16 protein-coding genes and 1 pseudogene are annotated in these 18,826 nt (G+C 62.9%); 8 read left to right on the forward strand and 9 right to left on the reverse strand.

Going from position 1 to position 18,826, the window contains the following annotated elements:
• Positions 1–18 precede the first annotated feature (18 nt).
• The 6 genes from ACN6NG_RS12445 to ACN6NG_RS12470 all read left to right on the forward strand — a co-directional run bounded on the left by ACN6NG_RS12445 (position 19) and on the right by ACN6NG_RS12470 (position 6,321).
• A complete protein-coding gene (locus ACN6NG_RS12445; protein ID WP_063425639.1) occupies positions 19–1,425 on the forward strand; it encodes a sensor histidine kinase in 1,407 nt (468 codons plus the stop codon).
• A gap of 8 nt (positions 1,426–1,433) precedes the next feature.
• A complete protein-coding gene (locus tag ACN6NG_RS12450) occupies positions 1,434–2,066 on the forward strand; it encodes a response regulator transcription factor (protein WP_197899316.1) in 633 nt (210 codons plus the stop codon).
• Positions 2,067–2,240: 174 nt separating this feature from the next.
• Positions 2,241–2,714 carry a MarR family winged helix-turn-helix transcriptional regulator gene (locus tag ACN6NG_RS12455; RefSeq protein ID WP_016499362.1) on the forward strand — a complete coding sequence of 158 codons (474 nt, stop codon included), beginning with the start codon at positions 2,241–2,243 and terminating at the stop codon, positions 2,712–2,714.
• A 30-nt stretch (positions 2,715–2,744) separates the two neighbouring features.
• Entirely contained in the window at positions 2,745–3,938 is a 1,194-nt protein-coding gene (locus ACN6NG_RS12460; protein ID WP_474314189.1) for an EmrA/EmrK family multidrug efflux transporter periplasmic adaptor subunit, read from the forward strand.
• Positions 3,935–5,470, forward strand: a complete 1,536-nt coding sequence (locus ACN6NG_RS12465) for a DHA2 family efflux MFS transporter permease subunit (protein WP_049274487.1) — start codon at positions 3,935–3,937, stop codon at positions 5,468–5,470. The genes ACN6NG_RS12460 and ACN6NG_RS12465 overlap by 4 nt, the downstream gene beginning before the upstream one ends.
• A 104-nt stretch (positions 5,471–5,574) precedes the next feature.
• Entirely contained in the window at positions 5,575–6,321 is a 747-nt protein-coding gene (locus tag ACN6NG_RS12470; RefSeq protein ID WP_059395385.1) for an SDR family oxidoreductase, read from the forward strand.
• A 9-nt stretch (positions 6,322–6,330) separates the two neighbouring features.
• On the opposite strand, the gene ACN6NG_RS12475 is transcribed toward ACN6NG_RS12470, so the two are convergent.
• The 5 genes from ACN6NG_RS12475 to ACN6NG_RS12495 all read right to left on the reverse strand — a co-directional run bounded on the left by ACN6NG_RS12475 (position 6,331) and on the right by ACN6NG_RS12495 (position 13,395).
• Positions 6,331–8,397 carry a hybrid sensor histidine kinase/response regulator gene (locus ACN6NG_RS12475; protein WP_016499366.1) on the reverse strand — a complete coding sequence of 689 codons (2,067 nt, stop codon included), beginning with the start codon at positions 8,395–8,397 and terminating at the stop codon, positions 6,331–6,333.
• 63 nt (positions 8,398–8,460) lie between these two features.
• Positions 8,461–10,113, reverse strand: coding sequence for a PAS domain-containing sensor histidine kinase (locus ACN6NG_RS12480; RefSeq protein WP_353455218.1), 1,653 nt, complete (start codon positions 10,111–10,113; stop codon positions 8,461–8,463).
• Between the two features lie 57 nt (positions 10,114–10,170).
• Positions 10,171–11,580 (reverse strand): GntR family transcriptional regulator MpaR, encoded by a 1,410-nt coding sequence (mapR, locus tag ACN6NG_RS12485; protein ID WP_016499368.1) that lies wholly within the window; start codon positions 11,578–11,580, stop codon positions 10,171–10,173.
• 50 nt (positions 11,581–11,630) lie between these two features.
• The gene (gene ccoG, locus ACN6NG_RS12490; RefSeq protein ID WP_353455219.1) at positions 11,631–13,034 is read right to left on the reverse strand and encodes a cytochrome c oxidase accessory protein CcoG; all 1,404 of its coding nucleotides are present in this window, start codon (positions 13,032–13,034) and stop codon (positions 11,631–11,633) included.
• 121 nt (positions 13,035–13,155) lie between these two features.
• On the reverse strand, positions 13,156–13,395 hold the full coding sequence (locus tag ACN6NG_RS12495) for a DUF3203 family protein (protein ID WP_016499370.1): 240 nt from the start codon (positions 13,393–13,395) through the stop codon (positions 13,156–13,158).
• A gap of 252 nt (positions 13,396–13,647) precedes the next feature.
• Between ACN6NG_RS12495 and ACN6NG_RS12500 the strand changes: the two genes are divergently transcribed.
• A complete protein-coding gene (locus ACN6NG_RS12500) occupies positions 13,648–14,163 on the forward strand; it encodes an MgtC/SapB family protein (protein WP_016499371.1) in 516 nt (171 codons plus the stop codon).
• A gap of 543 nt (positions 14,164–14,706) precedes the next feature.
• On the opposite strand, the gene ACN6NG_RS12505 is transcribed toward ACN6NG_RS12500, so the two are convergent.
• The 3 genes from ACN6NG_RS12505 to ACN6NG_RS12515 all read right to left on the reverse strand — a co-directional run bounded on the left by ACN6NG_RS12505 (position 14,707) and on the right by ACN6NG_RS12515 (position 16,991).
• A complete protein-coding gene (locus tag ACN6NG_RS12505; protein ID WP_474314200.1) occupies positions 14,707–15,606 on the reverse strand; it encodes a hydroxymethylglutaryl-CoA lyase in 900 nt (299 codons plus the stop codon).
• Positions 15,607–15,625: 19 nt separating this feature from the next.
• Positions 15,626–16,024: a MerR family transcriptional regulator gene (locus ACN6NG_RS12510; protein WP_016487404.1), complete on the reverse strand. Its 399-nt coding sequence runs from the start codon at positions 16,022–16,024 to the stop codon at positions 15,626–15,628.
• Positions 16,025–16,112: 88 nt separating this feature from the next.
• Positions 16,113–16,991 (reverse strand): helix-turn-helix domain-containing protein, encoded by an 879-nt coding sequence (locus tag ACN6NG_RS12515; protein ID WP_063425655.1) that lies wholly within the window; start codon positions 16,989–16,991, stop codon positions 16,113–16,115.
• A 172-nt stretch (positions 16,992–17,163) separates the two neighbouring features.
• Here ACN6NG_RS12515 and pobA point away from each other — a divergent pair, with 172 nt between their 5' ends.
• A complete protein-coding gene (pobA, locus tag ACN6NG_RS12520) occupies positions 17,164–18,351 on the forward strand; it encodes a 4-hydroxybenzoate 3-monooxygenase (protein ID WP_474314202.1) in 1,188 nt (395 codons plus the stop codon).
• Between the two features lie 140 nt (positions 18,352–18,491).
• On the opposite strand, the pseudogene ACN6NG_RS12525 reads toward pobA, so the two are convergent.
• Positions 18,492–18,572 (reverse strand): annotated as a pseudogene (locus tag ACN6NG_RS12525) (ankyrin repeat domain-containing protein); the annotation flags it as partial.
• Positions 18,573–18,826: the final 254 nt, after the last annotated feature.

Consider the following 18,826-nt stretch of genomic DNA (forward strand, 5'->3'; position numbering starts at 1 on the left):
AACAACGAGCCGCCTACCGTGGACCAGACTGCTTACCCTTTGCTTGTCAAAGACCCACAACCCAGCCTTTTGCTGGCAGCCGACGCCAAGCCACTGGCACTCAACGCGGCGCTGCAAGCGTGGATTGACGAAGGCCCGGCACTGACCAGCTGGCTGCCGCCCAACTGTGCCGCCCTGGTGCGTGCGTGCTTGCGCCAGCATCGGGCGATTGCCGACGTCGAGGTGCAAGTGGGGGAGCGCACCGTGCTGTGGTCTTTCATTCCGGATGACCAGGGCCAGCAGGTGCTCGGGCGCTGTCGCGACGCCAGCGAAGAGCGCCGTGGTGCGCGCGAGGCCAGCCGCGCCCGGCGCCTGTACCGGCTGATCATTGAAAACACCACCGACCTGATCTCCCGGCACAGCCCGGATGGCCGTTTCCTGGATGCCTCGCCGGCAGCGTTTCGCCTGCTCGGCCTGTGGCCCGAGCAATTGCGTGGCATAGCCGTGCATACCCTGCTGCACCCGCGTGAGCGCCGCCAGGTGCTGCGCCAGGCTGCCGCTGCCCTGGACCAGGATGGCTATCACACCATGACCTGCCGGGTGCGCCAGGCCTGTGGCGGCTATCGCTGGTTTGAAATTGCCAGCCGGGCCATCCGCGAAACCTACACCGGCTCGGTGGTGGAGGTGGTCAGCGTGTCCCGCGACATCACCTTGCGCATCGAAGCCCAGGAAAGCCTGGCGCACAGTGCACGGTTGGCCACCCTCGGCGAGCTGGCTTCAGGCATTGCCCACGAGATCAACCAGCCACTGGCGGCGGTGGTCAACTACGCCAACGCCAGCCAGCGTTACCTGCAGGGCCTGGAGGGTGATCCCCAGGCCCGCGAGCGGGTAGGGCAGGGCCTGCTGCGTATCCGCGAGCAGGCCACCCACGCCGCTGAAGTGATCCGCCGCCTGCGCGCCTTCCTGCGCAAAGGGCCACGGCGCCTGGAGGGGCTGGACGTGGCCGAAGTGGCCGGCGAAGCCATGCGGCTGTGCGCCTGGGAGGCCGCGCGCGACCAGGTGCTGGTCGAGCTGCGCGTGAGTGCGCAGCTGCCTTCGGTGTATGCCGACCGGGTATTGCTGGAACAGGTGCTGCTTAACCTGTTGCGCAATGCCATCGATGCCAACCGTGAGCTGCACGGCGACCAGCCGTCACGTATCCTGCTCGGCGCCGCGCGGGACGGCGATGGTGTGCTGGTCGAGGTGGCCGACCAAGGCCCGGGTGTAGCGCCCGAGCGCCTGGATGAAATCTTCACGCCGTTCACCACCAGCAAGGCCGACGGCCTGGGCCTGGGTTTAAGCATGAGCCGCAGCCTGATCGAAGGCTTTGGCGGCAGCCTGTGGGCGCGCGCGGGTGATAACGGCGGTTTGGTACTGTGCTGCCGGCTGGCAGTCAGCAGGGCGTAAAGGGGGCGGTGGTGCAAGCAAAAGTGTATGTGGTTGATGACGACCAGGGTATGCGCGACTCGACAGTCTGGCTGTTACAGTCGGTGGGCCTGCAAGCCTTGCCGTGCGCCAGCGGGCAAGCGTTTCTCGATGCCTGCGTCGACGATGGGCCTGCCTGTGTGCTGCTGGATGTGCGTATGCCGGGGCTGGGCGGGTTGGCGGTCCAGCAGGCGATGCGCGAGCGTGGCCTGGCGCTGCCGGTGATCTTCGTCAGCGGCCATGCCGATGTGCCGATCGTGGTTCGGGCCTTCAAGGCTGGCGCCTGCGATTTCATCGAAAAGCCCTACAACGACCAGTTGCTGCTCGACAGCGTGCAGGCGGCGCTGGAGCACGCCGGGCGGGCGCGGCAGGGCGACCAGGCGCTGGCCTTGGTGCAAGTGCGCATCGACGGCCTGACGCCGCGTGAGCGCGACGTTTTCGTGCCGTTGGCCCAAGGGTTGAGCAACCGCGAGATTGCTGAGCAACTGGGCATCAGTGTGAAGACCGTCGACCTATACCGCGGCCGGGTGATGAAGCGGCTGCAGGCGGGCAGCCTGGCAGAGCTGGTGGGCATGGCGATTGCCTGCGGGGCGGTTGAGGCGCTGGGCCTGCGGGCGCAATAACCGCCCTGGCACAAAACTGGGGCCGCTTCGCGCCCCATCGCGGCTCAAGGCCGCTCCTACAAAGGGCCGCATTTCAGGCATAAAGCATGTAATTTTCCATAGCTAGCTAATCAAGGCTTTGACATTCACTGCCTAGGCAGTAATATTTTCACACAATTGCTCGAGCAGCCTCCGATGGCCCACTTCTCCCCCGAAAACTTCCAGACCTGCGCCATCGGCATGCTCCTTGGCCGCGCGGCAATCCTGAAGGACCGCATTCTCGACTGGCACCTCGAATCAGAGGGCGTCACCGCTGCGCAGTTCAAGGTGCTGATCATCGTCACCCAGTACCAGGTGGATACCCCGGCCGAGCTGTGCCGCTACCTGGGCCTGGACAGCGGTTCGATGACCCGCATGCTGGACCGGCTAGAGCAGAAGGAGCTGATTGTGCGCAACCGCTGCGCCGACGACCGCCGCCTGGTGCGCCTGGCGCTCACCGCCGATGGCCAGCGCCTGGCCGACCGCCTCCCGGAAATTGGCGCTGCCGCCATGAACGAGTTGTGCGGCGTGCTGGCGCCCGATGAGCTCAAGGCCCTGGAAGGCCTGCTGGCCAAGGTCCTGCTCGGTGCTGGCGACCCGTTGACGATCCGCCGCTTTGGCGACCGTTGAACCCTGTCACGAATTATCCAAGGTATTGTCATGGCTACTCCCGCAGATACCCCGACTCCCTCCGCCGCGCCCGAGCCGTTGCGCAAGCGCAAGGCCTGGCTGCTTGGCCTGCTGCTGTTGCTGGTACTTGCCGGTGCATGCACCTGGGCCTGGTACAGCCTGGTGGGGCGCTGGCACGAAAGCACCGACGATGCCTACGTCAACGGCAACGTGGTGGAGATCACCCCGCTAGTCACCGGCACCGTCACCAGCATCGGTGCCGATGACGGCGACCTGGTCCATGCCGGCCAGGTGTTGCTGCAATTCGACCCGGCCGACAGCGAGGTGGCCCTGCAGTCTGCCGAAGCCAAGCTGGCACGCAGCGTGCGTCAGGTGCGCGGGCTGTACAGCAATGTCGACTCGCTCAAGGCCCAGCTGGAAACCCGCCAGGCCGAACTGCGCAAAGCCCAGCAGGACTTCAACCGGCGCAAGGTGCTGGCCGATAGCGGGGCGATTGCTGCAGAAGAGCTGTCCCACGCCCGCGATGACCTGAGTGTCGCCCAGGCCGCTGTCAACAGCGCACGTCAGCAGCTCAGCACCAGCAGCGCGCTGGTCGACGACACCGTGGTTTCCTCGCACCCCGAGGTAATGGCCGCCGCCGCCGACCTGCGCCAGGCTTACCTCGACCACGCTCGCACCACCCTGGTGGCACCGGTTACCGGTTACGTTGCCAAGCGTACTGTGCAACTGGGCCAGCGCCTGCAGCCAGGCACCGCGACCATGGCGGTGATCCCGCTGGACCAGGTGTGGATCGACGCCAACTTCAAGGAAACCCAGCTGCGTGAGATGCGCATCGGCCAGCCTGTGCAGATCAGCGCCGACCTCTACGGCAGCGAGGTCAAGTACAGCGGCACGGTCGACAGCCTTGGCGCCGGTACCGGCAGTGCCTTCGCCCTGTTGCCGGCACAGAACGCCACCGGCAACTGGATCAAGATCGTCCAGCGCGTCCCCGTGCGTATTCACCTGAGCCCTGATCAGCTCAAGGACCACCCACTGCGTATTGGCCTGTCCACCGTAGTAGAAGTCGACCTGCATGACCAGAGCGGCCCGGCCCTGGCCCAGCAGCCCCCACAGCAGGCCAGCTACACCACCCAGGTGTATGACCGTCAGTTGGTCGAGGCCGACAACCTGATCGCCCGGTTGATCCACGACAACAGCGCAACCGGCAAGACGGCCCAGCGATGAGCAACAACGCCGCTGCCCAGTTCACGCCGCCGAGCCTGCTGCTGACCACCATCGGGCTGTCGCTGGCGACGTTCATGCAGGTGCTCGACACCACCATCGCCAACGTGGCATTGCCGACCATTTCCGGCAACCTGGGGGTGAGTTACGAGCAGGGCACCTGGGTCATTACCTCGTTCGCGGTGAGCAATGCCATCGCCTTGCCGTTGACTGGCTGGCTCAGCCGGCGGTTTGGCGAAGTGAAACTGTTCATCTGGGCCACGTTGTTGTTCGTGCTGGCGTCGTTCCTGTGCGGTATCGCCCAGTCGATGCCCGAGCTGGTCGGTTTCCGCATATTGCAGGGCGTGGTCGCCGGGCCGTTGTACCCGATGACCCAGACCTTGCTGATTGCCGTCTACCCCCCGGCCAAGCGGGGGATGGCCCTGGCGCTGCTGGCGATGGTCACGGTGGTGGCGCCCATTGCCGGGCCGATCCTGGGGGGCTGGATCACCGACAGTTACAGCTGGCCGTGGATCTTCTTCATCAACGTGCCCATTGGCCTGTTTGCCGCCGCTGTGGTGCGCCAGCAGATGCGTGCCCGGCCTGTGGTCACCAGCCGCCAGCCGATGGACTACATCGGCTTGCTGACGCTGATTGTCGGTGTCGGGGCGTTGCAGGTCGTGCTCGACAAAGGCAACGACCTGGACTGGTTCGAGTCGTCGTTCATCATTATCGGTAGCCTGATTTCGGTGGTGTTCCTGGCGGTGTTCGTGATCTGGGAACTGACCGACCGCCACCCGGTGGTCAACCTGCGCCTGTTCGTGCACCGCAACTTCCGCGTCGGCACCATTGTGCTGGTCGGGGGCTATGCAGGGTTCTTCGGTATCAACCTGATCCTGCCGCAATGGTTGCAGACGCAAATGGGCTATACCGCAACCTGGGCGGGCTTGGCGGTGGCGCCGATCGGCTTGCTGCCGGTGATCATGTCGCCGTTCGTGGGCAAGTACGCGCACCGCTTCGATCTGCGTGTGCTGGCGGGGCTGGCGTTCCTGGCGATCGGCACCAGTTGCTACATGCGTGCCGGGTTCACCAGCGAGGTGGACTTCCAGCATGTGGCCTTGGTGCAGCTGTTCATGGGCATTGGCGTGGCGTTGTTCTTCATGCCGACCTTGAGCATCCTGCTGTCCGACCTGCCGCCGCACCAGATTGCCGACGGTTCGGGGCTTGCGACCTTCCTGCGTACCTTGGGCGGGAGTTTTGCGGCGTCGTTGACGACGTGGATCTGGATTCGCCGGGCGGACCAGCATCATGCTTATCTCAGCGAAAACATCAGCCAGTTCGACCCGGCGACGCGGCATACGCTTGAGCAGTTGGGTGGGGCCAGCCCGCAGAGTTATGCGCAGCTGGAGCAGATACTCAACGGGCAGGCTTACATGATGTCGACAGTGGACTACTTCACCCTGATGACCTGGGTGTTTGCCGGGTTGATCCTGCTGGTGTGGTTCGCCAAGCCACCTTTCACTGCCAAGGCCGGGCCGGCATCGGCGGGGCATTGAGCTAAATCACACGGTCACGGTTGTGTGAGCTGACCTCGGTCATTCCCATCTGTAGCCTTTTCGCCTATTGTCGATCCTCCCTTTCCCAAGCGATTGGCATAATCATGGAGAACGTCATCGTCATCACCGGCGGCAGCCGCGGTATCGGTGCCGCCACGGCGCTGTTGGCGGCACGCCAGGGCTACCGCATCTGCATCAACTACCACGCCGACGACCAGGCCGCCGAAACCCTCCTCGGCCAGGTCCGCGCCCTGGGCGCCGAGGCTATCGCCGTGCGCGCCGACGTCAGCGTCGAGGATGAGATCATCCACCTGTTTCAGCGCGTCGACGAAGAGCTCGGCCCGGTCACCGCACTGGTCAACAACGCCGGCACCATCGGCCAGCAGAGTCGCGTCGAGGAAATGTCCGAGTTCCGCCTGCTGAAGATCATGAAAACCAACGTCGTCGGCCCCATGCTCTGCGCCAAGCACGCCTTGTTGCGCATGGCGCATCGGCATGGTGGGCACGGCGGGGCCATTGTCAACGTGTCATCAATGGCTGCGCGCCTGGGCTCGCCCAACGAATATGTCGACTATGCCGCCTCCAAGGGCGCGCTCGACACCTTCACCATCGGCCTGGCAAAAGAAGTGGCAGGCGAGGGCGTGCGGGTCAATGGCGTTCGCCCAGGCTACATCCACACAGGGTTCCATGCCTTGTCCGGCGACCCCGACCGGGTCAGCAAGCTTGAGCCCGGTTTGCCCATGGGGCGCGGCGGGCGCCCCGAGGAAGTGGCCGAAGCCATTCTCTGGCTGCTCTCGGACAAAGCGTCCTATTCCACCGGCAGTTTCATCGACCTGAGCGGCGGGCGCTGAGCGCGCCCGTCAATCCCCCAGCAGCTCGCGTACACGCTCGGCGAGTGCTTCCAGCTCGAACGGCTTGGTCAGCACCGAGGTACCCTGCAACAGCTGGCCGTCGCTGAGCGCCGCGCTCTCATCGTAACCGGTGATGAACAGCACCTTGAGGTCTGGGTAGCGCACACGGCAGCGCTCGGCCACCTGGCGGCCATTTAGGCCACCCGGCAGCCCGATATCGCTCAGCAGCAGGTCTGGCCGTTCGCCGCTTTGCAGGTGGGCGAGGGCGGTCGGGCCATTCTCGAAGGCGTCCACCCGATAGCCCAGCTCTTCCAGCACTTCGCCCACCACCAGGCGCAAGGCGGTCTGGTCTTCGATCAACAGAATGCGCTTCGCAGCCGCGCTGCTTCTTTGCAAAGGCGTGCGCTGCGGTTTGCCGGCAGGGGCCTTGGGTTGCTCGTCGTGGCGGGGTAGCAGCAGCTCGATGCGGGTGCCTTCGCCAAGCACAGACAGCACGCGTAATTGCCCACCCGACTGACGCACGAAGCCGTAAGTCATGGACAGACCCAGCCCGGTTCCCTGGCCCATCGGTTTGGTGGTGAAGAACGGGTCGACTGCGCGCTCGGCCACTTCAGCCGACATGCCCTTGCCGTTGTCGACGATACTCAGTCGCACATACTCGCCGCCTGGCAGCCCCCCTGCCAGGGCCTGCTCGTCGTCAAGCACCAGGTTATCGCCAATGATCTCGATCACACCACCCGCAGGCATGGCATCGCGGGCGTTGATGCAGATGTTGAGCAGGGCGCTTTCCAGTTGAGGCGGGTCGATGAAGGTCGGCCACAGCTGGCTGGCGAAGCGGCTGCTCAGGCTAATGGCAGGGCCGATGGTGCGCCGCAGAAGGTCCTCCATGCCGGCAACCAGCGTGGCCACTTGTGTGGAGCAGGGTTGCAGAGTCTGCTGGCGAGAGAACGCCAGCAGCCGGTGCACCAGCGAAGAGGCCCGCTGCGCCGAGCCGCTGGACAGCTCCAGCAAGGGTTCCAGGGCGTCGAAACGTGACTGGTCGAGGCGTTGACGCATCAGTTCCTGGGCACCAAGGATGCCGCCCAGCAGATTATTGAAGTCGTGGGCAATGCCGCCACTGAGCTGGCCTACGGCCTCCATCTTCTGTGCCTGGCGCAGTGCTTCTTCGGCCTTGGCCAGGCGTTCCTGCTCTTGCACCCGTTCACTGATGTCATAAGCAAACAGAAACGCGCCTTGTATCTCGCCTTTTGGGTCGCGCAAGGCGTTGAAGCGCAATTCGTAATGGCGCAGCATGGGAGGCTTGCCGAAGGTGCCAATTTCGATGAACTGCTCGCCAGCCAGGGCGCGCTGCCACATTGGCAGAATAGGTGTCTGGCCAGCGCCTCCGTCTTCGAACAGCCCGGGCAGGTAGTCGCCGATTTCCGGTGTCCTTCCGTACAGCAGGTGGAAGTCATGCTTGGCCTGGCGGTTCACAGCCAGCCAGCGCAGGCCCTTGTCCACCACATGCACATTGACCACGCTGTGATCGACCAATTCGGCAAACAAGCGTCGCTCCGCCAGTGCGGCATTCACCCGTTGTTCCAGTTCTTCGTTGAGGCGCTGCAGGGCCTGCTCTGCACGCCGGCGTTCGGTGACATCCTTGAACAGCACGGCTACCTGGCGTTTCTCTGCAGGCTCTACGCGAAACGTGGTCACCGACAGCACATGGCCGGTGGCGACCAGCTCCTGCTCGAAGTGCAGCGGTTCGCCTGTGCGAAGCACAGCGCCATAGCGGGCCACCCAGTCATCGGCCTCATCAGGCACCATTTCGCGCAGTTTCTGCCCGGCCACGTCGGGGATGCCGGCGTGCTTGGCATAGGCGGCATTGGCCAGCACATGCACATAGTCACTCAGCGGGCCATGTGGGCCGTCAAAGAACTCGATGATGCAAAAGCCTTCGTCCATGGTGTCGAACAACGACCGGTAAAAGTCCTGATCCTGGTCTTGATAGCTGGCGAGCTGTGCTTCCAACAGCGCATTGCGCCGTTGCAGGGCTTCGACTTGTTGACGCAGTGTGAGCAGGTCGCGGGATGGCATGCCGACGTCCGACGAAAAAGGATGCGCAGACTTTAACGTGTTCACCCGCAGGCGGATAGGCGGTCAACGTTGTGCGGCAATCCCCAGCAGACGGTCAATTCGCTGGCCAAGGCTCTGCAGGTTGAACGGTTTGCACAGCACCTCGGTGCGACTGTCCGGGCGGCTACTGATCGGGATGTCGGCAGTGTCATAGCCCGTAATCAGCAGAACGGGCGCTTTGGCCACAAGCGTTTGAAACGCTTCTGCCAGCTGATATCCGTCGATTCCACCGGGCAGGCCGACATCCGTGATCAGCAAGTCCGGTGGTACGCCCGCATGCATAGCCTCAAGCGCGGGACGGCCACGGTCGAAAGCCTGTACTTCATGGCCCAGTTCAGTCAGTACTTCGACAAGCACCAGGCGCATGGCTGGCTGGTCTTCCACCAGCATGATTCGCTGCACGCGGGGGGCAGAAAGCTCGACGCCGGTGGTGAGTGGCACAGGCTGGCTGCAGGCAGCGATGCTTGCCTCCAGGGGGAAGTACAGATGAACGCAGGTGCCTTCCCCGGGCACGCTTTCGATCTGTAACTGCCCGCCGGACTGTCGGACAAACCCATAGACCATGGACAACCCCAAGCCGGTACCTTGACCGAGTGGCTTGGTGCTGAAGAAAGGGTCCAGGGCGCGCTGGCGCACCGTGCTGGACATACCCATGCCGGTATCGGCAACGCGAATGTGCAAGTAGCGCCCGGCAGGCAGGTCCAAGTGACCGGCCTCAGCCACGGCGAGGTCGCTGTTTGCACAAGCGATGCTGAGCGTACCGCCCAGGGGCATGGCATCGTGGGCATTGATGCAAAGGTTCAGCAGAGCACTTTCCAGCTGCTGCGGATCGACGTGAATTGACCATTGCCCGGCCAGTGTTCGGTCGTGAAAGTCAATGTGCTGGCCAATAGCGCTGACGATCAGGTCTTGCATGCCCGCTACCAGGCATTGCACATCTACCGGTTGCGGCACCAGCGTCTGCTGGCGCGAGAAGGCCAGCAGACGCTTTACCAGCGCAGCGGCGCGCAAGGCAGTACTGCGGCAGAGTTCGAGCATGCGGGCGGTGTCGGCATGGCGTTGTTGGTCCAGGCGCCGTTCGGCCATTTCCACTGCGCCGAGCAGGCTGCCCAGCAGGTTGTTGAAGTCGTGGGCAATGCCGCCGGTCAACTGACCGACCGCTTCCATTTTCTGCGACTGGCGCAGAGCCTCCTCGGCCTGGCGCAGGCGTTGCTGTTCGGCGATGCGCTCGGTGATGTCATAGGCAAACATGTATCCGCCCTGGATCCGCTGGTGCGCATCGCGCAAAGGGTGGTAGCGGATTTCGTAATGGCGCGGCGCATCAGGCGGACCGAAGGTGACGGTATCGACGAACGCTTCGCCGGCCAGCACACGCGGCCAAACCGGGGCCAACCGGTTCATGATATCGGGCTGATTGGTCAGGAACTGCGGCACGTAATCGCCGATCTGCGGCAAGAAGCCGCGGTGGCGCTGGAAGGTTTCGCGAGCCGTTCGGTTGATGGCCACCAGACGCATCGTGCGGTCGGCGGCAAACACGTTGGCCAGGCTGTTGTCGAGCAGTTCACCGAGCAGCTTGTTGTGTGCATGGGCGCTGTCTTCGCGTTCTGCCAGGCATGCTTCCAGTTCTGCGACACGCGCCTGCAGTTGGGTGATCGATGGAAGCGAATCTGGCTGCATGACCCAAGCCCCATGAACGGATCGGGCAACTATAGTCCCCCTTCAGGCTTGTAGCGATCAGAACGAGCGAATGATTCGCCCGAGCGTCTCCATGGCCCGTTCGGCACCGTCATGCCAGGGGCTGCCGTAGTTGAGGCGGATGCAGTTGCCGAAGCGGCGGGTGGGCGAAAAAATCGGCCCCGGGGCGATGCTGATGCCCTGGGCCAGGGCCATGTGGAACAGCTTGAGGGCATCCATCTGCTCGGGCAGTTCCAGCCACAGGAAGTAGCCACCCGAGGGCTGGCTGACCCGTGTCTGCGCCGGGAAGTGGCGGGCGATGGCGGCCAGCATGTTGGCCTGTTGGCCTTCAAGGGCGTAGCGTAGCTTGCGCAGGTGGCGGTCATAGCCACCGTGTTGCAGGTAGTCGGCTATCGCTGCCTGGGCCGGCATCGAGGCACACAGCGAAGTCATCAGTTTCAGCCGCTCGATCTTCTGCGCAAAGCGCCCGGCCGCCACCCAGCCAATGCGGTAACCGGGCGCCAGGCTTTTGGCGAACGAGCCGCAGTGCATGACCAGGCCTTGGGTGTCGAAGGCCTTGGCCGGTTTGGGCGCCTGTTGCGAGTAGTACAGCTCGGCGTACACGTCGTCTTCGATCAACGGCACCTGGTGACGCGCCAGCAGTTCCACCAGCGCCTGCTTCTTGGCCTCCGGCATGCTGGCGCCTACCGGGTTCTGGAAGTTGGTCATGCACCACACGGCCTTTACCGGGTGCTTTTCCAGCGTCTGTGCCAGTACCCCCAGGTCCATGCCTTCGCGCGGGTGCACGGGGATTTCCACAGCCTTGAGCTTCAGCCGCTCCAGCACTTGCAGGCAGGCATAGAAGGCGGGGGCCTCGATGGCCACCAGGTCGCCCGGTTGGGTAACTGCCTGCAGGCACAGGTTCAAGGCTTCCAGTGCACCGTTGGTGATCAGTAGCTCTTCCATCGGCAGCATCAGCCCACCGACCATGTAGCGCAGGGCAATCTGCCGGCGCAGCTGCGGGTTACCGGGCGACAGGTCGGTGACCACCATGCGAGGGTCCATGCTGCGGCTGGCGCTGGCCAGCGAGCGCGACAGGCGCTGCAGCGGAAACAGTTCGGGGCTGGGGAAGGCTGAGCCGAACGGTATGGTGTTGGGGTCCTTGATCGAGTCGAGGATCGAGAACACCAGGCCGCTGACGTCCACGTCCGTCGACTCGCTGACCGGCTGCAATGCCTGCGGCTCGCTGAACTGGCGCGGGGCGTGGGCGTTGACGAAATAACCCGAGCGCGGCCGGGCACGGATCAGCCCGCGCCGCTCCAGCAGGTAGTAGGCCTGGAACACGGTGGACGGGCTGACCCCGTGGGTCTGGCTGGCGTAGCGTACCGAAGGCACGCGTTGGCCGGGGCCCAGGACCCCGGAGCGGATCAGTTCGGCAATGTCGTCGGCGAAGCGTTCGTAGCGTTTCATTCTGGCCTTCTGTCGAAGCCTGGCAGGCAAGGTGGAGTCAGTGTAAGGGATCAGCGGTTCATCGGTGCGACGAAGCGGCTTTGGGCCACGCTGCGGATGGCAGGGTCGTCGCGCTCGCTGATTTCGAAGCTCAGCGTTTGCGAGCTGCTGGCCGGGCGCTCGGCCAGCATCGCGACCGATACCGGTAGTTCGCTCATTTCGCCGGCCGGGATCACCAATGCGGTATTGCCCTGCAAGGTGAACCCGTCAGCGTCCAGCAAGCGCAGCGCATAGTGCTGGGTGCGCTCGGTCTTGTTGATGACCTTGAGCAGGTAAATGTTCTCGATCTGGCCTTGGGCGTTTTCACGGAACAGGCCGCGGTCCTTGATCACGTCCAGCGAAACCATCGGGCGCATCTGCAAGGCCACCACCAGTGCTGCGATCATCACCCCGAGCGCAGCGACGTAGCCCAGCAGGCGCGGGCGCAGCCAGTGGGTGGTGCCGCCCTGCAAACTGTGTTCGGACTTGTAACCGATCAACCCGCGGGCGTAACCCATCTTGTCCATCACCCCGTCGCAGGCGTCGATGCACGCTGCGCATCCGATGCAGGCCATTTGCAAACCATCGCGGATATCGATGCCGGTGGGGCACACTTGCACGCACAGCGTGCAGTCGATGCAGTCGCCAAGGCCTTGCGCGCCTACGTCACTGCCTTTCTTGCGCGGGCCACGGGCTTCACCACGGCGCGGGTCATAGGCAACCGCCAGGGTGTCCTTGTCGAACATCACAGCCTGGAAGCGCGCATACGGGCACATATGCAGGCACACTGCTTCGCGCAGCAGGCCTGCGTTTATGTAGGTGGCAGCGGTGAAGAACAGCACCCAGAACAGCGCCACGCCGCCCAGTTGCAACGTGAACAGTTCTGCGGCCAGTGGGCGGATTGGGGTGAAGTAGCCGACGAAGGTCAGCCCGGTGACTACACCGATGGCCAGCCACAGGCTGTGTTTCAGGGTGCGGCGCGCCAGTTTGTTCAGGCTCCACGGCGCGGCGGCAAGCTTGATGCGCTGGTTGCGGTCGCCTTCTATGACCTTTTCGCACCACATGAACAGCCAGGTCCAGGTGCTTTGTGGGCAGCTGTAGCCGCACCACACGCGGCCGGCGTACACGGTGATGGCGAACAGGCCGAATGCGCAGATGATCAGCAGCGCCGACAGCAGGATGAAATCCTGTGGCCAGAAAGTGGCGCCAAAGATGTGGAATTTGCTCTCGCTCAAGTCCCACAACACTGCTTGGCGGCCGTTCCAGTTGAGCCATGCAGTGCCAAAGAACAGCACAAACAGGGCGCCCGCAAAGCCGATGCGCAGACTACGGTACAGCCCGGTAAAGCTGCGGGTGTGAATGCCGCTGTCGATGCGTCGCGGTTGTTGGCTGGCTGGGGCGGCGGCGATCTCTGTAAAAGGGATTCTGTTATTCATGGTTCGGTGCTCATCAGGCCTCGATCAGGCATGAGCACTATGGCCCTGAGGCTGTTATCAGCACAGGCTCAGATTTTGCGATAAAAACCGTATCAGATCCCCTGGTCGGCCCCGCCAAGCCTTAGATCACCGAGCCTGGCACGCTGGTCTTCAGATGCCTGCGGCTATCCACCGCACCCGCCACGGTCAGTGCATCGGCCTCGGATTCGGTGATGGGCACGCGTTGGCCTGCGAGCAAGGCCACAGACATGCGCAGTTGTTCGTCGGTGATTATTTCGATATCAGGGCCATCACCCTCGATGCGCAGGTCTTCGCCGATCAAGGTGCAGCGTTGGGTGGCTTCGTCGATTTCAATGGGCATGGTGAGGTGCTCCTGCTGGTGGTTACAGGGTGGACCACAGTGAGGGGCTGGTTGCTGCATCAAAAGGCTGAGCGGCACTTTGCCCTGTGTACGGAGGTCAACCCTTGCATAGGGCTGGCCGGCCGCTTCGCGGGCACGCCCGCTCCCACAGGTCACCACACATATCAAGAAATGTGCATTACTTGTGGGAGCGGGCATCCCCGCGAAAAGGCCGGGCCTGGCCACACAATGCTCAGCATGGGGACAACTGTAATGGACGTCATCTGGCAAGCTATCCAGGCCGAATTCGCCGATGTCACCGATGAGCGCGAGGTCACTCGCATTCTCGTGCGCCTGCTGATGGCAGCCATACTTGGCGCGGTGCTGGGCTTCGAACGCGAACACAAAGGCAAATCCGCCGGGGTACGCACCCACATGCTGGTCTCGCTGGGCGCCGCGCTGTTCGTGCTGGCACCCAGCATGGCCGGGGCTGATGAGCAGGCGCTAAGCCGGGTGATCCAGGGTATCGTCGCCGGTATCGGCTTTCTGGGTGCAGGCACCATCCTCAAGGGAAACGGCCAGGACACCAGCCATGTGAAAGGCCTGACTACCGCCGCAGGGCTATGGATGACCGCTGCCATCGGTACGGCTGCCGGCATGGGCCGCGAAGCCACCGCGTTGATCAGCACGGTACTGGCCCTGCTGGTACTGGGCACGATGCCGTTGCTGGTGGAGAAGGTCGAAGGACAGAACGAGGAGAAGCAGGAGGAGGAGGGCAGGAAGCACTAAAGCAGGAAGCACTAAGGGGAGCCGAAGCTCCCCCCAAAGCGTTGCTGCTTGCTCTTTTTTTATTATTGAGACCGGCTTTTTGTTGTTTTTGTCAGCCTGCCTTGGTGTTGCGAGCGACCCCCATGCGGGGTCAAGAGCAAACGTATTTTTTTGAGCGCTGACCTGCTTTCATCATTGATCCGAACCTGGCTGTAGCTACCTTGAGGTAGTTTTATTGTTCTGTGCCAGACCGCGGGGCGTACCCCTGAAAAGCGTGTCGACTCCAAAAAGATCTGCTTGCTACGCCTCTGCCGTGTTGTTCTTGTTATGTCAGAGCCGTTACCTGTTGTTTTTATTGGGTGTCACATTTTTTTTGTTCTTGTACCAAAGATATAGCAGGGTGCGTGCCAACTTTTTAAATGCCTTTAAAATCAATCACTTAACGATTTCGCTAAAATTGCCGAGCCTGAAATTCTGTCGATTTGTTTCCCTGTTACCCGATTTTTTGCTGTGGAACGTGGGGCCGGTAACACTTCACCCACACGTATGTGACACCCGTGTGACTTACTGCGCGTTGCGCGCCCGCGCTACCCGCGACCCATTGCCGCGGCCGAGCACATCGCTGATGCGTTGGCCGGCGGCGATCAGCCGGTCCAGGTCGATACCGGTAGCAATGCCCAGCCCCTGCAGCAGGTACACCACATCTTCCGTGGCGATGTTGCCGGTAGCGCCTTTGGCATAAGGGCAGCCACCCAGCCCTGCCACCGAGCTGTCGAACACATTGATACCTTCGAGGAGGCTGGCATAGACGTTGGCCAATGCCTGGCCATAGGTATCATGGAAGTGCCCGGCCAGTTGCTCGCGCGGTACCAGGGCCGAAACCACCTCGAAGAGGCGCCGGGTATCGCCGGCGGTACCTGTGCCAATGGTGTCGCCCAGCGACACCTCGTAACAGCCCATGTCATGCAGGGCGCGGGCCACCGGGGCTACCTGTTCGGCGCTTACCTTGCCTTCATAGGGGCAGCCGAGTACGCACGACACATAGCCGCGCACGCGCACACCGTGGTTGCGCGCAGCTTCCATGATCGGCTCGAAGCGCTTGAGGCTGTCGCTGATCGAGCAGTTGATGTTGCGCTGCGAGAACGCTTCGGAGGCGGCTGCGAACACCGCCACTTCCTTTACCCCAGCCGCCAGGGCGTCCTCGAAGCCGCGCAGGTTTGGTGCCAGCGCCGCATACGTCACCCCGGGGCGCTGCTGGATACCGGCAAACACCTCGGCGCAACCGGCCATCTGTGGCACCCACTTGGGCGAGACGAAACTGCCCACCTCGATATAGGCCAGGCCCGCTGCGGTGAGGTCGTCCACCAGCCGCACCTTGTCGGCAACGCTGATGGGCTGGGCTTCGTTCTGCAAACCGTCGCGGGGGCCTACTTCGACCAGACGGACTTCTTTGGGCAAGGACATGGCGGGTTTCCTGTGGCGTTCAGCGGTTGTCTTTGTTGTTCAGGGTGGCGGCCAGGGCTTGTTCACAGCGCTCTTGGGCGGTGTCCAGTTCCAGCTGCATCTGGTGGATGTCGAGCATCTGCTGTTCCAGCTGGGCGCGCCGTTCGGCGATTTTCGCCAGCATGCTGTTGAGCTGTTTGAGGTTGCCGCTGGTGGGGTCGTACAGCTCGATCAACTCGCGGCACTCGGCCAGCGAAAAGCCGATGCGCTTGCCGCGCAGGATGAGCTTCAGGCTGACCTTGTCGCGCGCCGTGTAGATACGTTCCAGGCCTCGGCGTTCGGGGCTCAGCAGGCCCTGCTCCTCATAGAAACGGATGGCACGGGTGGTGATGTCCAGCTCGCGGGACAGGTCGGAGATGCTGTAGGTCTGGGTGCTCATGCTGGGGCTCGGCGTGGGGTATGCGGTTATCCTGACTGCAGGTTGACGTATACGTCAAGCAGGGGCTGAAGATGCAGGTAACCACATTTCATTCCGGCTGCACCGACCGACGATATCCATTGGGCGTCTGCCCACTCAAGCGCTTGAACCAGCGGGCAAAGTACGTCGGGTCGGTGAACCCCAGGCTATCCGACAGCTGCCCGATGCTCATCCGCGTGTAAATCAGGTTGCGACGCGCCTCCAGCAACAAACGCTGGTGCAGCACCTGCAGCGCAGTCTGCCCACTCAGCGCCCGGCACAACTGGTTCAGTTGCAGGCTCGGAACATTCAGTCGCGCGGCGAAGTCCTCCATCGACAGGTGCTCGCGGTAATGCGCTTCGACCAGTCGCAGGTACTGCCCCAACAACTGGCGGTCACGCTCATCCCGATTTCGCGGCGCTTGCCCCAACTGCTGGCGGCGGCTGATCCACACCATCAGCGCGGTGACCAGCGCTTCGAGCATGGCCGCCCGCGCGGGGGCATTGCCCTGGTATTCCTGCTGCAAGGTGCTGATCAGGCTGCGCAGGTGCCCGCGGTCCTGGCCCAGCGGGTAACACGCCGGTTTCGCAAGCACCGTCAGCGGCGCGCCCAGGCGCTGTTCCAGGTTCGCCACCAGTGCGGTGCCAAAGGTCAGCACATGCCCCTGGATATCGGCACTGAAGCGAAAGCCATGCACGGTCATCGGCGGCACCACCTGGATTGCCGCCTCGCCGATGGCACTGCGCACGCCTTCAACCTCAACCTGGGCCTGGCCGCGCTGTACGTAAAGGAGCTGGAACAGTTCGGCATGCTGATGCGGCTTGATTTCCCAGTGGTGCAAACGGCTACGTGCCGGGATGGACTCGCAGTGCAACAGGTCGGTGCCGGGCCAGGCCGTGTTTTCACCATACAGCTTGAACAACGGGACGCCGGGGAGGGTGGATTTCATGCGGGCAGGCCTGTCCGTTAATCGAACGATTTTTGTAAAAGTGCAGGTTATTCATGGAATAGCACACTTAATGGGCATTTTTTGCCAGTAAAAATGCAAGGGCAAACCCTAACAGCAGATGCCGCCCCACTGCCAGACCAGGGCCGGCATCGTCCGAACAGAGACAACAACAATGAAAACTCAGGTTGCAATTATTGGCGCAGGCCCGTCTGGCCTGCTGCTAGGCCAACTGCTGCACAAGGCCGGTATCGATAACGTCATCGTAGAGCGCCAGACGCCCGAGTACGTCCTTGGCCGCATCCGCGCCGGTGTGCTGGAGCAAGGCACGGTCGACCTGCTGCGCGAAGCCGGTGTGGCCGAGCGCATGGACCGTGAAGGCCTGGTGCACGAAGGTGTCGAGCTGCTGGTTGGCGGGCGCCGTCAACGCCTGGATCTCAAGGCCCTGACCGGCGGCAAGACGGTGATGGTGTACGGCCAGACCGAAGTCACCCGTGACCTGATGCAGGCCCGTGAAGCCACAGGTGCACCGATCATCTATTCCGCCAGCAATGTCCAGCCGCATGAACTGAAGGGCGAGAAGCCGTATCTGACCTTCGAAAAAGATGGCCACGTGCACCGGTTGGACTGCGACTATATCGCTGGCTGTGACGGGTTCCATGGCGTTTCGCGACAAAGCATCCCCGAGGGCGTGCTGAAGCAGTACGAGCGGGTTTATCCATTTGGCTGGCTGGGCCTGCTGTCGGACACACCGCCGGTCAATCACGAGCTGATCTATGCCCACCACGAACGTGGCTTCGCGTTGTGCAGCCAACGTTCGCAGACACGCAGCCGCTACTACCTGCAGGTTCCTTTGCAGGACCGCGTCGAGGCGTGGTCTGACGAGCGTTTCTGGGACGAACTCAAAGCCCGTTTGCCCGCCGACGTAGCGGCTGATCTGGTGACTGGCCCAGCGCTGGAAAAAAGCATCGCGCCGCTGCGCAGCCTGGTAGTCGAACCCATGCAATATGGCCACCTGTTCCTGGTAGGTGACGCCGCGCACATCGTCCCACCCACCGGTGCCAAAGGCCTGAACCTGGCAGCCTCGGACGTCAACTATCTCTACCGTATTCTGGTCAAGGTGTACCGCGAAGGGCATACCGACCTGCTTCAGCAGTATTCGCCGCTGGCCCTGCGCCGGGTATGGAAAGGCGAGCGTTTCAGCTGGTTCATGACCCAGCTGCTGCATGACTTCGGCAGCCACAAGGATGCCTGGGACCAGAAGATGCAGGAGGCTGACCGCGAGTACTTCCTTAACTCCCCGGCGGGCTTGCTGAACATTGCCGAGAACTATGTGGGGCTGCCGTACGAAGAAGTAGTCTGAGGTTCTGTGCTGCCTGTGCTGGCCCCATCGCCGGCAAGCCAGCTCCCACAGGTACTGCACATGACTTGAATACGATGCGGTCAACGTGGGAGCTGGCTTGCCGGCGATCACGGGCGAAGCCCGTGCCATGCAAACCTTGCCTACTGGGCCAGCAACGCCTCCATCTCCCGATACCCTCGCTGGCGCGCATGCTCCAGCGCGGTGACCTCATCCTTGTACGCGGGGCTGCCGTACGAAGAAGTGATCTGAGGTTCTGTGCTGCCTGTCCTGGCCCCATCGCCGGCAAGCCAGCTCCTACAGGTACTGCACAAGGCTTGAATGCGATGTGGTCAATGTGGGAGCTGGCTTGCCGGCGATCACGGGCGAAGCCCGTGCCATGCAAACCTTGCCTATCGGGCCAGCAGCGCCTCCATCTCCCGATACCCTCGCTGGCGCGCATGCTCCAGCGCGGTGACCTCATCCTTGTACGCGGGGC

It is taken from the genome of Pseudomonas sp. TSO6 (assembly GCF_056098905.1).

Bases quoted from the DNA above. Each gene is read 5' to 3' on its own strand.
- ACN6NG_RS12455 (WP_016499362.1), top strand. From the start codon at position 2,241: ATGGCCCACTTCTCCCCCGAAAACTTCCAGACCTGCGCCATCGGCATG.
- ACN6NG_RS12460 (WP_474314189.1), top strand. From the start codon at position 2,745: ATGGCTACTCCCGCAGATACCCCGACTCCCTCCGCCGCGCCCGAGCCG.
- ACN6NG_RS12465 (WP_049274487.1), top strand. From the start codon at position 3,935: ATGAGCAACAACGCCGCTGCCCAGTTCACGCCGCCGAGCCTGCTGCTG.
- ACN6NG_RS12470 (WP_059395385.1), top strand. From the start codon at position 5,575: ATGGAGAACGTCATCGTCATCACCGGCGGCAGCCGCGGTATCGGTGCC.
- ACN6NG_RS12475 (WP_016499366.1), bottom strand. From the start codon at position 8,397: ATGCCATCCCGCGACCTGCTCACACTGCGTCAACAAGTCGAAGCCCTG.
- ACN6NG_RS12480 (WP_353455218.1), bottom strand. From the start codon at position 10,113: ATGCAGCCAGATTCGCTTCCATCGATCACCCAACTGCAGGCGCGTGTC.
- mapR (WP_016499368.1), bottom strand. From the start codon at position 11,580: ATGAAACGCTACGAACGCTTCGCCGACGACATTGCCGAACTGATCCGC.
- ccoG (WP_353455219.1), bottom strand. From the start codon at position 13,034: ATGAATAACAGAATCCCTTTTACAGAGATCGCCGCCGCCCCAGCCAGC.
- ACN6NG_RS12495 (WP_016499370.1), bottom strand. From the start codon at position 13,395: ATGCCCATTGAAATCGACGAAGCCACCCAACGCTGCACCTTGATCGGC.
- ACN6NG_RS12500 (WP_016499371.1), top strand. From the start codon at position 13,648: ATGGACGTCATCTGGCAAGCTATCCAGGCCGAATTCGCCGATGTCACC.
- ACN6NG_RS12505 (WP_474314200.1), bottom strand. From the start codon at position 15,606: ATGTCCTTGCCCAAAGAAGTCCGTCTGGTCGAAGTAGGCCCCCGCGAC.
- ACN6NG_RS12510 (WP_016487404.1), bottom strand. From the start codon at position 16,024: ATGAGCACCCAGACCTACAGCATCTCCGACCTGTCCCGCGAGCTGGAC.
- ACN6NG_RS12515 (WP_063425655.1), bottom strand. From the start codon at position 16,991: ATGAAATCCACCCTCCCCGGCGTCCCGTTGTTCAAGCTGTATGGTGAA.
- pobA (WP_474314202.1), top strand. From the start codon at position 17,164: ATGAAAACTCAGGTTGCAATTATTGGCGCAGGCCCGTCTGGCCTGCTG.